This window comes from Virgibacillus halotolerans (genome assembly GCF_016908515.1).
Taxonomy (GTDB): Bacteria; Bacillota; Bacilli; order Bacillales; family Amphibacillaceae; genus Virgibacillus_M; species Virgibacillus_M halotolerans.
In genome coordinates this window covers 914,476-927,679 of record NZ_JAFBEA010000001.1, presented here as the reverse complement: position 1 = coordinate 927,679, position 13,204 = coordinate 914,476, and the positions used below count along the sequence as shown (strand labels likewise).

At 37.3% G+C, this 13,204-nt stretch carries 18 protein-coding genes; 15 read left to right on the top strand and 3 right to left on the bottom strand.

What is annotated here, in order from left to right:
• The first annotated feature begins 1 nt into the window (after position 1).
• The 4 genes from JOC34_RS05245 to JOC34_RS05230 all read left to right on the top strand — a co-directional run bounded on the left by JOC34_RS05245 (position 2) and on the right by JOC34_RS05230 (position 2,705).
• Positions 2-625 carry a cytochrome (ubi)quinol oxidase subunit III gene (locus JOC34_RS05245; protein WP_205135651.1) on the top strand — a complete coding sequence of 208 codons (624 nt, stop codon included), beginning with the start codon at positions 2-4 and terminating at the stop codon, positions 623-625.
• A 3-nt stretch (positions 626-628) separates the two neighbouring features.
• Positions 629-952: a cytochrome c oxidase subunit IVB gene (gene ctaF, locus JOC34_RS05240; RefSeq protein ID WP_205135650.1), complete on the top strand. Its 324-nt coding sequence runs from the start codon at positions 629-631 to the stop codon at positions 950-952.
• Between the two features lie 207 nt (positions 953-1,159).
• Positions 1,160-2,065 (top strand): cytochrome c oxidase assembly factor CtaG, encoded by a 906-nt coding sequence (ctaG, locus tag JOC34_RS05235; RefSeq protein ID WP_205135649.1) that lies wholly within the window; start codon positions 1,160-1,162, stop codon positions 2,063-2,065.
• Between the two features lie 184 nt (positions 2,066-2,249).
• Complete coding sequence (locus JOC34_RS05230) at positions 2,250-2,705, top strand: DUF420 domain-containing protein (protein ID WP_205135648.1); 456 nt, start codon at positions 2,250-2,252, stop codon at positions 2,703-2,705.
• 46 nt (positions 2,706-2,751) lie between these two features.
• Here JOC34_RS05230 and JOC34_RS05225 read toward each other — a convergent pair whose 3' ends face one another.
• Positions 2,752-3,117, bottom strand: coding sequence for a YugN family protein (locus tag JOC34_RS05225; protein WP_205135647.1), 366 nt, complete (start codon positions 3,115-3,117; stop codon positions 2,752-2,754).
• A 281-nt stretch (positions 3,118-3,398) separates the two neighbouring features.
• Between JOC34_RS05225 and JOC34_RS05220 the strand changes: the two genes are divergently transcribed.
• From JOC34_RS05220 to coaD, 7 genes are all read left to right on the top strand, one after another.
• Entirely contained in the window at positions 3,399-4,466 is a 1,068-nt protein-coding gene (locus JOC34_RS05220) for a CAP domain-containing protein (protein WP_205135646.1), read from the top strand.
• Positions 4,467-4,681: 215 nt separating this feature from the next.
• On the top strand, positions 4,682-5,074 hold the full coding sequence (gene ylbD / locus JOC34_RS05215; protein WP_205135645.1) for a YlbD family protein: 393 nt from the start codon (positions 4,682-4,684) through the stop codon (positions 5,072-5,074).
• An 11-nt stretch (positions 5,075-5,085) separates the two neighbouring features.
• Positions 5,086-5,319, top strand: coding sequence for a YlbE-like family protein (locus tag JOC34_RS05210; RefSeq protein WP_205135644.1), 234 nt, complete (start codon positions 5,086-5,088; stop codon positions 5,317-5,319).
• Positions 5,320-5,376: 57 nt separating this feature from the next.
• Positions 5,377-5,814 carry a YlbF/YmcA family competence regulator gene (locus JOC34_RS05205; RefSeq protein WP_205135643.1) on the top strand — a complete coding sequence of 146 codons (438 nt, stop codon included), beginning with the start codon at positions 5,377-5,379 and terminating at the stop codon, positions 5,812-5,814.
• A 99-nt stretch (positions 5,815-5,913) separates the two neighbouring features.
• Positions 5,914-6,189: a YlbG family protein gene (locus JOC34_RS05200; RefSeq protein WP_205135642.1), complete on the top strand. Its 276-nt coding sequence runs from the start codon at positions 5,914-5,916 to the stop codon at positions 6,187-6,189.
• 330 nt (positions 6,190-6,519) lie between these two features.
• Entirely contained in the window at positions 6,520-7,077 is a 558-nt protein-coding gene (gene rsmD, locus JOC34_RS05195) for a 16S rRNA (guanine(966)-N(2))-methyltransferase RsmD (protein ID WP_205135641.1), read from the top strand.
• An 18-nt stretch (positions 7,078-7,095) separates the two neighbouring features.
• The gene (coaD, locus tag JOC34_RS05190; RefSeq protein ID WP_205135640.1) at positions 7,096-7,578 is read left to right on the top strand and encodes a pantetheine-phosphate adenylyltransferase; all 483 of its coding nucleotides are present in this window, start codon (positions 7,096-7,098) and stop codon (positions 7,576-7,578) included.
• A gap of 22 nt (positions 7,579-7,600) precedes the next feature.
• Here the strand turns inward: coaD and ylbJ are convergent, their stop codons facing one another.
• Entirely contained in the window at positions 7,601-8,818 is a 1,218-nt protein-coding gene (gene ylbJ, locus JOC34_RS05185) for a sporulation integral membrane protein YlbJ (protein ID WP_205135639.1), read from the bottom strand.
• 215 nt (positions 8,819-9,033) lie between these two features.
• Between ylbJ and JOC34_RS05180 the strand changes: the two genes are divergently transcribed.
• Positions 9,034-10,059, top strand: a complete 1,026-nt coding sequence (locus JOC34_RS05180; protein ID WP_205135638.1) for a SepM family pheromone-processing serine protease — start codon at positions 9,034-9,036, stop codon at positions 10,057-10,059.
• 62 nt (positions 10,060-10,121) lie between these two features.
• Here JOC34_RS05180 and JOC34_RS05175 read toward each other — a convergent pair whose 3' ends face one another.
• Entirely contained in the window at positions 10,122-11,333 is a 1,212-nt protein-coding gene (locus tag JOC34_RS05175; RefSeq protein ID WP_205135637.1) for a nucleotidyltransferase, read from the bottom strand.
• 196 nt (positions 11,334-11,529) lie between these two features.
• Between JOC34_RS05175 and JOC34_RS05170 the strand changes: the two genes are divergently transcribed.
• The 3 genes from JOC34_RS05170 to JOC34_RS05160 all read left to right on the top strand — a co-directional run bounded on the left by JOC34_RS05170 (position 11,530) and on the right by JOC34_RS05160 (position 13,146).
• A complete protein-coding gene (locus JOC34_RS05170) occupies positions 11,530-12,060 on the top strand; it encodes a YceD family protein (protein ID WP_205135636.1) in 531 nt (176 codons plus the stop codon).
• Between the two features lie 48 nt (positions 12,061-12,108).
• A complete protein-coding gene (gene rpmF, locus JOC34_RS05165) occupies positions 12,109-12,282 on the top strand; it encodes a 50S ribosomal protein L32 (RefSeq protein ID WP_205135635.1) in 174 nt (57 codons plus the stop codon).
• A 105-nt stretch (positions 12,283-12,387) separates the two neighbouring features.
• A complete protein-coding gene (locus JOC34_RS05160; protein WP_205135634.1) occupies positions 12,388-13,146 on the top strand; it encodes an enoyl-CoA hydratase/isomerase family protein in 759 nt (252 codons plus the stop codon).
• Positions 13,147-13,204: the final 58 nt, after the last annotated feature.

The window sequence follows — 13,204 nt, the reverse complement described above, 5'->3', positions numbered from 1 at the left end:
TATGAGTCAAGATCATTCCTTAAATCCTGAAACAATGCCAAATGAGCCGGAAAAAGCCACCCTTGAAGGTAAAAATAAATTTTTGGGCCTTTGGTTCTTTCTAGGCGGAGAAACTGTGCTGTTCGCTAGTCTGTTCGGAACGTATCTTGCTTTGAGAAATTCAGCGGCAGATGGTCCAACATCTGAAGAATTATTCGGGTTAGGTCTCGTATTCCTTATGACTATTTTGTTACTGACCAGTTCATTAACAAGTGTCTATGCTATGTATCATATGAAAAATAATAATTTTAAAAAGATGCAAGTATGGCTTGGGATTACCGCATTACTGGGTATTGCATTCTTAACTTGTGAAATATATGAGTTTACACATTACATTACAGAATATGGATTTACATTCCGTTCATCTGCGTTTGGTTCCGCATTCTATACATTAGTTGGATTCCATGGTGGACACGTAACATTTGGTTTGTTCTGGTTGATCGGACTTATGATACGTAATGCGAAACGCGGATTAAATTTATACAACGCACCGAAGTTTAATACATTCAGTCTATATTGGCATTTTATTGATGTTGTATGGGTATTTATCTTTACAGTTGTATATTTAATGGGAAAGGTGGGTTAATAAATGACTGATAACACCAATACCAATCAAATTGATCCATTCCAAAAGCAAAAGAATAAAGAAGAATTGAAGAAACATTTAATATCGTTTGCGCTTATGATTGTCTTTACTGTTATTGCATTTGTCATTGTCGCATCTGAATCAATGGAGAAGATGTTCGTTATTCCGTTGATTATCATCATGGCAGTGGTTCAGGTTGGATTTCAGTTTTACTATTTTATGCACTTGAAAGAAAGAGGACATGAAATGCCAGCGGTAATGATTTATGGAGGCGTATGGTGTGCATTGTTGACGCTAGCAGCCTTAGGAGTTATTACCTGGTGGTAAAATATAAGGTATTTAAAAAGGAGATCGGGTTATCATACCCGGTCTTTTTGTTTGATACAAATTTAAGAGCGGGTCAATGCTTTCGCTATTAGACCTTGGTGAAAGCCAAGGTCTCTAACAAATTTGTCACATTATATGTGTGTGTTTAAGGATCAAATGCGTTATAATATAGGATAGGTTATAATCAGTGTTATGGAGTGGATAATTATGTGGCTGGAGTTACAAATTTTTGGATTTCGCGCATTGTGGAGTCCTTATTTCTTAGCTTTTGTACTTATTTTAGGCTTGGCCTATTATTTAATAACAGGACCATACCGCCATCGATTTGGTGGGGATGAAAAGCCAACAGGCAAGCAGCAGATATACTTTTATATGGCTTTGTTTTTGTTATATGCTATCAAAGGAGCCCCTATTGATCTGTTATCACATATAATGCTGACGGCACATATGATTCAAATGGCAATTTATTATTTAATATTCCCCATTTTTATCATTAAAGGAATTCCGGCATGGATCTGGAAGAAAATCGTTAATATACCAATCATTAAACCAGCGCTTAAGCTGTTAACGAAGCCGCTTATTTCATTGCTGCTGTTTAATTCATTGTTTTCGCTTTATCATATTCCGGCGGTCTTTGACTTTTCAAAGTCATCACCGATTGCACACACAACGATCTCATTGGTTATCTTAGTGGCTGCATTTATTGTATGGTGGCCGCTTATGACTCCTTTGAAGGAATTTGATACGATGAAGCCGTTACTTAAACTCGGTTATATCGTTGCGAATGGCGTTTTAATTACACCAGCATGTGTTTTGATCATTTTTGCGCCTGATCCACTATTTGCTGCTTATAGTCAGGATGGTGCATGGATACAGGCAATGGCCTTATGTGTGCCAACCGACGTCTTAACAGGTATTAGTGGCTCTATTTCAGGACCAGAGTTGTTTTCTCCGATGAGTACGGTAGAGGATCAACAGCTTGGCGGGATTATTATGAAAATAATGCAGGAAATTGTTTATGGAATCTTATTGGGACGCGTCTTCTTCAAATGGTTTAATAGAGAAAGTCGTTCCATTGATCCACTTCCGTCTACACCAATATCAGAAAACTGATCATTGGCGGGCAATAAATAACACGGGTTTCACGAGTTGTGAAATTCGTGTTATATTCTTATGTTTATTTTTATATTTAAGCGATTTGTAAAACGATGAAGACATTAGTATAAAAGCAAAAGAGGTCTTTGGCATTAAGATTTTGGCGATAAACCAAGTTTTCTAAGAAGGAGACAGTGCAACCATGCCTTTTTTACCAACACTTAGTACATTTTTTATTTTATTAAGTGCCATACTTGTAGCTATCGGCTGGCGGTTAATTATCAAAAATAGAAAAAAGGCGCATAAAAAAGTAATGATTGCCGCCGCGATCAGCGCATTATTGTTCTTTATTATTTATGCTTCCCGTACCGTTTTTGTCGGCAATACAAGCTTCGGTGGTCCAGAAGATTTAAAAATTTATTATACAATATTTTTGATCTTTCATATCACGCTGGCAACGATCGGCGCTGTATTTGGGATTGTAACACTCGTATTGGCATTCAAACGGAAAATTACAACACATAGAAAGATAGGTCCTGTAACAAGCATTATTTGGTTTTTAAGTGCGATAACAGGATGTATGGTCTATTTGTTACTATACATTCTTTATGACGGCGGGGAAACAACAAGTATGATTAAAGCTATATTGGGAACATAATAAGGGTGATCACAATGAGTGATCACCCTTATTACTTGTATGCATATTATTTTTTATATTGCTGAATTTCATCGACGACTTTAGTTACTAAGTTATTTGCACGTTCCACTAGATTTTTCGGGAAGTTTTCTTCTTCTCCATATTCCACACCGTGCGGATAATAGTGCTTACCTAGAAGTGGAGTCATCAGTTGAATCACTGCATCACCGCGATCAACATCGCCTTCTAACGCATAGCCTTGGATACGAATATAATATGTAATGTTTTTTTCCTTGGAACCAATTTTATAATCATAAGTTACTCTTTCATAATCCCATTGACCAGCACGAATAAATGCATGTTTTCCTGTTAGATGATCCAGAGGTTTTAAATCAATAACAACATCTTCAATTCCTGTGTTTTCCAGTCTCATTTTATTCACCTCGCATATTTGTCCTCACTCATTTATAATAATACGAAATCATATAAGATGCAATGGAAAACACTGTGTCAGGCAAATTTACGGAACTTGGGGCGTATCTTATGAAATAATAGGGAAAGTAGAATGTAAAATGATTTGTAATCATATAGATGTTTAACATAAAGAAGATTTGGTTCAAGTATTTTCTAATTCCTTGAACCTTAGTCACACGTACCTTGTAGTGTGACCCGCGAAGATAAAAAATTTAAATATATTTAAAGGAGAACATTTTTATGCGGTTTATACGATCTTTAATTATTTTATCACTCGTTGCTATTGGTATCTTCTTTGTATTGGAGCAATTTGATCCACCAGCAGACGAAGCGAAAGACAAGATAAGTAAAGTAGTAAAGGAAAAGAAAAATCTATTGGAAAACAAGTCAGTACCAGAAAAAAGAGTAGAAAAAATACCGCTTGATGGGGATATCTACCAGTGGGTTGGCCAATCTTCTGATAAGCTCATTGAATCACTTGGAGAACCAGAAAGAAAAGATAAAAGTGCCTATGGGTACACATGGTGGGTCTATACCGATCAGACATCACAATATATTCAGTTCGGTATATTAGATGATGAAATTGTAACAATTTATGCAACGGGAGACGATTTGGATATCGAACCAATTCAAATAGGACAGGATTATCAAACGGTTGATGACGCGCTGTCTTTTTCCAATGAAGTATCCTACAATAAGGATGTATCTTCCTATCAATTTAAACTGAAACCTGAGGATATGGAAATGCGTCCTTTGGCAAAAATCACCGATGATATATTTATTCAATGTTATTTTGATACCTTCACAAATGAGTTATCTTCCATTCGGATATTAACAGCAGATGTGTTATTGAAACATCATCCCTATGAAATAGCGTATCGCGGTAATTTACCAGAGGAACCGGATCTATCTGATGAAGATTGGGAACAAGTTGATTCCGGAATGGAGAAACAAATATTTGATCTCACGAATGTGATGCGAAATCAGTATGACATGCCGGCACTGGAATGGGAAGAAACAGCAAGTGAAGTGGCATTTACCCATAGCAAAGATATGGCCGATAATCATTATTTCTCACATGATAGCTTGGACGGTAGCGGGTTAAAAGAACGACTGGCGGTAAAAGACATTTACTACTTGTCTGCAGGTGAAAATATTGCAGCGCAGTATACAGATGCGCCCGCAGCTATGATTGGCTGGCTAAATAGTGAAGGTCACCGTGAAGCATTATTTAATGATGCATACACACATTTAGGTGTCGGTGTGCATCACTTGTACTACACACAAAACTTTTTAGGCAAACCATAAAGTAAAACCCCATTCAATGGTGTTTTACTGGCTGCCAAACTGCGATAAATAATGTTTTATCAGACCCCACCGTGAAGTTTGGTGGGGCTTTTTGCATTGCTAAAAGGATATCAGTATAAGTGCAACTAGAGCGGCCACTAATGTTTCGCACAATCCGGGTGAATGTAACATAAAATACAAATGATAGATATTGAGTCAGAGATGGGGTGAATCATTTGGCTGATAACAATCTGGATCCAACTGTGATTGCATTTAAGCATTTTATTAATAAGCACCCTGCGTTAATTAAAGATATAAGAAAGCATGGCAGATCATGGCAGGATCATTATGAAAAGTGGGTATTGCTAGGGGAAAATGACCCGTATTGGGATCAATATAAAGTAGGAAACAATGAGCAGCAAGCCGGAACAAAGGAAAAAGAGAAATCATCAGAACTATTTAGTCATTTAATCAAGATGGCGGAAAACATTGATGTCGATAAATTGCAAACGCAGGTTCATCAATTAAATAATACGATTACAACTGTTCAGGAAGTTATAACCCAATTCCAACAATCAAAAAGCAAGTCAACTTCAGCAAATAAACCGACCAATTGGCTGCAGGATTAAGGAGGGATAAGGTGGATTCATTTAGCTATTATTATGTGTCAAATAATCCGGAAATTGCCAAGTTTATTCGTTACAATCCTGTTTGGTACCGTTATTTATCACGTGATCCTAATCGAATCAACGAGTTGGAAAAAGAAGCAAAAAAATTCTATGGAAAAACATTTCCACAAAAAGTGGAGAAATTAAATAATCAGATGCAGATGGTTAGTATGCTTATCCAATTTGCCGGGGCAATGAAAGATTAGCACATATGTATTTTCTTCCTGTTCTATTAGTGATAAGATGATGGTGGAGGTGGTAACATGATAGCTACATTAGAATATGTAGACATACTTGACACATCAGAACAGCTAGGAAAAATGATAATGAACTCTGAGGTCATGGAATCATACAAAAGCGCACAACAGGTACTTAATCAAGACAAAACAGCACAACAGCTTATTAAAGCTTTTATAGATATGAAAGATAATTACGAAGATATTCAGCGGTTTGGCAGTTATCATCCGGATTATAATGAAATAATGAAGAAGGTTCGAACTACTAAACGAGAAATGGATATGAATGATAAAGTAGCGGCCTTTAAAATTGCCGAACGAAGTTTACAAAATCTGTTGGATGAAATTAGTCAATATGTCGCTTTAAGTGTTAGTGAACAAATTAAAGCGCCGAAAGATGGTGCAGCATTATCTGATAGTGGTTGTGGTTGCGGAAGCGGCGGCGGGTGCAGCTGTGCATCGTAAATCTAAGTTGGATAAACCTTCACCTTTATGGAAGATTATTTGATCAAACGGAAATCGTTTGCTAAACTAAGATAAAAGTGATGTGAGTGAGGAAAAGATATGAGAATAAAAAGGCAAGGAATGATTGTCTGGTTTCAACATATGAAGAACATAAAACAAATTAAGAAATATGGACATTTAATCTATACATCAAAAAGATTAAAGTATGCGGTTCTTTATGTTGATCAAACGGAGCTTGAACATGTTGAGCATAGATTACTAAAGCTTTCATTTGTTTCAAAAATTGACCGTTCTTATAAGCCTTTTGTGGAGACGAACTTTGAAAACGCAAAACCGGATAAAGCGAAAGAGTATGATTATAAAATGGGAATTTAATGCCTTTGCGGGTTTATCGAATCCGCAAAGGCATTTCGTTATTGTGAAAAAGAAAAAACCTGCAGGCATAAGCGCTGCAGGACCCTTCGTTTTCTAAAATAAAAAACAGAAAGGCAAAGGGAGAGGAGAAACCGGAAGAAGAACTTATGGGGAAATTAAGTCTTCTCCGTATATTGAAACAACCAAACTAACAATATGCTGTTTCACATGTTATTATGTACGAGAACAAAAAAATATATACATATCATATCATTTTTTCTATCTATCGTTTTCTAATGCTTCATTTTATGGTAGGATTAATGGCGAATAGTGTCAATCCGAGGTGGAATTATGCGTATCATAGCAGGTGATTTAAAGGGAAGACAACTTAAAGCTGTTCCAGGCAAAAACACCAGACCAACTACAGATAAGGTGAAAGAAGCTGTATTTCAGGTCATCGGGCCTTTTTTTCAAGGTGGGGCTGTATTGGATCTATTTGCAGGAAGTGGTGGATTAGGGATAGAGGCAATCAGCAGGGGAATGTCCCATGGTATTTTTATTGATAAGCATCCTAAAGCGATACATACGATTCATGAGAATTTAACGTCAATGAAAATAGCGGATAAAGCGGAGGTATTCCGTGCTGATGCATTCCGTGCGGTACATGCTGTAGCAAAGAGGGACCTGCAATTTAATCTTATTTTACTTGATCCACCATATGGCACGATAGATTATGGGGAATTTCTAAATGAGATTGTTAAACTGGAGCTGTTGAAGCGGAATGGGATAATTTATTGTGAACATGATATAGCTGAGAGACTTCCAGTGCAGCACTCGGATTTTCAGGTGGTAAAAAAGGCGAATTATGGTGGAACAATTGGAATAACAATATTTCAGACAACAACATAAAAAGAGGGGTGTATCGCATTGAGTCGTTTAGCAATCTGTCCAGGAAGTTTTGATCCTGTTACATATGGACACTTAGACATTATCAGGCGTGGAGCAAGCATTTTTGATCGGATTATCGTAACAGTATTTAATAACCAATCGAAATCACCATTATTTGATGTGCAGGAAAGAATTGCGCTGATTGAAGAAGTAACAAAGGATTTGCCTAACGTTACTGTTGATTCTTCTGACGGGTTATTAATTGACTATGCAAAGGAAAAAAATGCACAGGCTATTATCCGGGGATTACGCGCTGTTTCCGATTTTGAGTATGAAATGCAGATTACTTCTATGAATAGAAAACTCGATAAAAATATTGAAACCTTTTTCATGATGACGAATAACCAATACTCTTTTCTCAGTTCAAGTATTGTAAAGGAAATAGCAAAGTATCAAGGAAACGTAGCTGATGTCGTTCCACCTGTTGTAGAAAAAGCGTTAAAAGAAAAATACAATGTATGAATAGAAAAGATGCTGCCGGGATTCAAGCAGCATCTTTCCTATTCATCCGTTTGTATAATATAACCGCAGTAATAGCCAGGGAAACGATGGTTATTAATGGGCCTGCATGTTTTAAAAGTTCTAAGGTATTTATCCATATATTGTTTGTGATATCCTGTGATACTGGTATATCGCCTGGCTCGAAGGCCTGTTTATTTAGATAGAGCGGCTTATAGAGCAGAATGGTTAATATACTGGCAAATATGCCGTGTAAAAATCTGGCGAAAAAATAAGGTCGAAAGCGAATATCCGTTTGAGCGAGGATACTTGCTACTTGCGCTTGAATCGAAAATCCATTAAAACCTAAAATAAAACTGATGATAATTGCTTTGGGTAGCAATGTATCGGTTGCTATTTCTGATATCATATCCGCACCAATGGTTATTTCAAACATCCCTGAAAATAACGGGAGTGCGAGTTCAGCAGGAAGCATTAATAAGCTCAACCCCTGTTGCAGGACGACGGTGAAGATAGAAGTTATACCAACGATAAAAAGCAGTTTAATGAGCACTGAGAATAAGACAATGAATCCCCCGACCATGACCAGTGTCTTGATGGAATTAACCACTGCATCGCCGATAATTTCACCAAGTGCACGTTTATCTTGTATACGGGTACGATGCATTTCTTTTAGTGCTTTTACAGCTTTATTATCATCACTTTGCGGTAATTTTCCGCTATTGGATTCATTTTTGCCATAAAATCGCATACAGATACCAACGAGTGCGTTACCAACGTAATGACAGGTTGCCAGTAATATGCCTATCCTTGCATCATGGAAAAATCCAACAGAAACAGCTCCAAAGATAAAAAGTGGACTTGTTGCATTTGTAAATGAAACGAGCCTTTCTGCTTCTACTTTGGACACTTGATTATCTTCTCTAAGCCTGGCCGCAATTTTTGCTCCTGTAGGATAACCACTTGCCATACCTAAAATCCACCCAAAACTCCCTACCCCTGGAACATTGAAAAGTGGTCGCATAATCGGCTCAAATAAAACACCAATAAATTTTACAACACCAAAGGCAAGTAACAATTCGGAAATAATAAAGAAGGGTAATAAAGAAGGGAAAACGATCTCCCACCACATATTCAACCCACGTATACTTGCCTCCAGTGCCTGATCCGGAAATTTTATCAAGGAAAATGTGATGAAAATGGTTACGCCTGCCAATAATAATGTTTTAATGATCTGTTTCAAAATGAAGCCCCCCGGGAATGAGCCTTGCTCTGTACTTCTTGATTTGGTAGTAGTAAAATAATGTTTGTTTGTGATTACTTTTTTGGTACAAGTCTTTATCAATATACGCTCATACACATCCGATTTATGCCATACACTTTTAAAAAAAGCGTTATTGTTGTATTTTAAAACAATATAGATGTAGTGCCACAGCAAGGAATGGAAGGGGAGTTATCGTGAGATTTTCAAAAAAACATATTATTTATTTAGTTGTTATCGTAGTGCTTGCATACTTTTTATCGGCTTATAAACTTCCATACTATATCTATAAACCAGGTGGAGCGGATGCGTTAAATCCGATAGTTGAAGTTGATGACGGGTATCGAAGTGAGGGCGATATGCACCTTGTTACAGTAAGTGGTTTGCAGGCTACACCAATTCAATACGTGTGGGCAAAAGTCTTGTCCTATAATGAGATTTTGCCGATTGATCAGGTGTTTCCTGAAGGTATTTCACAGGACGATTATATGCATGCCCAGTTGCAAGTGATGGAAAGCTCCCAGGAGGCGGCAACAGTTGTTGCCTATGAAGCAGCTGATAAAGATATAACCATTGATTATAAGGGCGTCTATGTTGTATCTGTTGTTGAAGGTATGCCTGCTGATGGAAAACTGAAAGCGGGGGATCGGATTATTGGTATTGATGGTAATGAGATAAAAGAAGCTGATGACCTAACCGATTATATCGATAAAAAACAAGCAAATGATACGGTCGCCTTAGATGTTGTTCGGGAAGAAAAAGAGCGTACAGAAGAGATTACGTTAGAAGCATTTAGTGATCAAGAAGATAAAATAGGTATGGGTATTCAATTAGTCACTGACCGTAGTGTAAGTGTAAACCCTGAGGTTCACTTTTCAAGTGGCAGTATCGGGGGACCGAGCGCCGGGTTAATGTTTTCATTGGAAATTTATGATCAATTAACAGAAAAGGATTTGACAGGCGGGTATCAAATTGCGGGTACGGGCGAAGTGGATTATAGTGGAAATGTGCTGCGCATTGGAGGCATTGATAAAAAAATCGTCGCGGCTGATAAAGAGGGCTGTGATATTTTCTTTGCTCCTAACGAGAATGGTGCCAAAGATTCCAACTATCAACTGGCAAAAAAAACAGCAGAAGATATTGGAACAGATATGAAAGTGATTCCAGTTGATACATTTGACGATGCCATAGATTATTTACAAAACATGGAACAGAAACAATAAAAATAAAACCTGCCCATTTATAGGGCGGGTTTTATTTTTAATTCTATATTATGGCATTTGTATCACACCATAATGGGTGGCTGTAATTCCTGCTTGCGGAGCAGATGAAGTCGTTCCGACGGGAGAGCGCTGTAATAAGCATTACTTGCTTTTTCTTCTAAGAAAAACAGCGGATCCATTTTTCGGCTTGGCTTCGTGATGATTGGTATGTCTGTTTGCTTTTTTTGGACATTTAAATAGGTCCTTCCTGTCTGTGTTAATCCCAGCAAGCGGATGTAAGGGACAGATGCTTGCTTGTTTATTTCCGCAATATCTTTTTTTGTTGTATTTGTCAGGATATGTACAAACATACGTTGCAGTCTTGTCCAAGTATATCTTTTTGTTTTAATGGCCTGTACCCAATCATTAAAAGAGGTAGCTTTCCTCGCTGTTTTCTTGATCCGGTGTTCTAACCCCTCGTCAACACCATGAATCGCTCTAAGCTCCTCTAAAGACATTGTAAGCACACGGTAATGTAGCAGTTGAAAATAATCTTCCCACGTATGCCACTTTCCAGCAATCTCTTTATATTGCTGGAGCTGTTGAATTGTTCCCTCGGGAATCGTTTCTTTGATAACGCTTGTTATATGGTGATTTTCCAGTAGTTGTTTACGAATACTGGTTGCACTTGCTATTGGATTTGTTATGCTAGTATCATGGTAATCATTTTTAGTTCGTTTAATTGTTGTGGCCTGAATTGGCAGATTATGCTCTAATATTGCTTTTACGTAACTGAATCCGAGTATATTGTTCGGCTGCGCTAGATTCATTTCGTGGGTAGTTAATCCTATTTTTTGATACGCATGTCTACTTGCTTCCGGAAAGGACATTCCTGTTCCCAGGTAATGATGGAGCGTTTTCTGATAGATGGGTGCTTTTTCTTTAAAGGTTTTGTAGCTGTCAATAAAATGAGATATATCACCAGATTCACTACCAAAGCAAATACTTGATACACCAATTTCATCAAGGCTTTGGACGGCTCCTTTTGCAAATAAATCACTGTTCTGAACTGCAAAAGCGTAAGGTAATTCAATGACAATATCGATGCCAGCGCTTAATGCTGCTTTTGTCCGGTGAAATTTATCAATGATTGCTGGCTCACCCCTTTGCAGGAAAGCTCCGCTCATTACGGCAATCATGCAATCGGCACCAGTTTCCTTTTTAGCCTCCTGTATATGATAGGCATGACCATGATGAAAAGGATTATATTCAACGATTAAACCACAGGCTTTCATACGTTCAGCTCCTTTAAAGATGATGCTTTATATTGTATCAAAAAAACAATTAAAACGCATAATTGAAATAAAAATTGCTTAAAAAAAAGACTATCAAATGACAGAAAGGGAATCCTTTGAATAGCTGTAAAGAAAATATGTTGACAAATGTCTGTTTTTCTTTTAAAATTACTCTTGTTGCCTAGAGGTGATACAAATGAAATTTATATTAAGCCAAATTAAAAAAAGTGCTTATCATGGACCTTTCACATTTGATGATAAGGTAGATGTTTCTGAACTGGAAACAATGAATAATGATATACGTAAAATAGAACCTGTACGGGTCTATGGTACATGTATCCTACAGGGAGAGCAGATTATTTTCTCATTTACGATTGAAGGAGAATTAATTTTGCCCTGTGCACGTACACTGGTGGATGTGCCTTATGCTTTTGAAGTGAAGGCAGACGAGGTGTTTTCTACGTCGCCCTATTATGGTGAAGAGGAAGAAGAGAATGAAATTCATCCTGTTGATGGAGAAGTGATTGATTTAGCTCCATGGATAAAGGAAAATATTTTATTAGAACTTCCTTATCGCGTATTTGCTGATGAGGCTACAGAACAAGAAAAAGCTCCGATAAAGGGGCAGGACTGGGAAGTAGTTTCAGAAGTGAAAGAAGAAGAGGCGATCGATCCACGCTTAAAGAAACTGGAATTTTTGTTTAAGGATAATAAGAAAGAAAAATAAGGATCAACGTTCATATTTTGCTTTCATTTTTTGAAGGAGGTGTAAGTCATGGCAGTACCTAAAAGTAGAACTTCTAAAAAGGTAAAAAATCAACGTCGTACACATAAGAAATTACACGTACCTGGCATGGTAGAGTGTTCAAACTGTGGAGAATTAGCAAAGCCACACCATGTTTGTAAAGCGTGTGGACATTATGATGGTAAAGAAGTGGTAAGTCAGTAATCGTAAAGGTTCAGATCAGCAGATCACAAATCAATGTGGTCTGTTTTTTTATGTCGAAAATTATGCTAAGCTTATACATAGGTAAAAGTAGAAAGGACGAAATCAATGACAGAAATGATTCAATATCATAGAGATGATCAAGCATATGGAGTAATTTGTTTAAATAGACCAGAAAAACACAATGCTGTAAATAAAGAAATGGTTGAACAATTGCATGCTGTTCTTCAACAGGCCAAGCAGGATGAACTGCATTTCCTGGTTATTACTGGCGCCGGTGAGAAAATGTTTTGTGCTGGAGGCGATTTAACAATTTTACATGGTGAACTAACTCCGGACGAAGCATTCTCACGCCTGTATCCAATGAAAGAAGTATTGCATGAAATCATTTCATTTCCCGTACCTACCATTTGTTTATTAAATGGAGACGCCTTGGGTGGGGGATGTGAAATTGCTACTGCGTGTGATATCCGCATTGCCAAAGAAGACACGAAATTTGGATTTATTCAATCCCAATTAGGTATTATACCTGGCTGGGGCGGTGGTGCATTATTATATGAAAAGGTTAATTCAAGTTTCGCCTTCCAGTGGCTTATGGAAGCTGAAACATTCGAAGTGGAATATTTATTGGAGCGCGGTTGGCTCCATCGCACCATTTCAAAACAAGAATGGGGTAATCGTGAATTAATACTTCAACCTTACCTATCCAAATCTTATCAGCAAATGCTATTATTAAAAAATCAATTTAAATTGAAACTATCCAGTCTTGCATTGTCATCACTAATGAGTGAAGAGGTTCGAAATTGTGCGACTTTGTGGGATTCTCCTAAACATAAAGAAGCTGTTAAAGGACTTTTATCTAACTAAATCAGTAAACGCGATTCTATCACGCCTATTTTTTGCATACATTGATAGCAAAAGGATA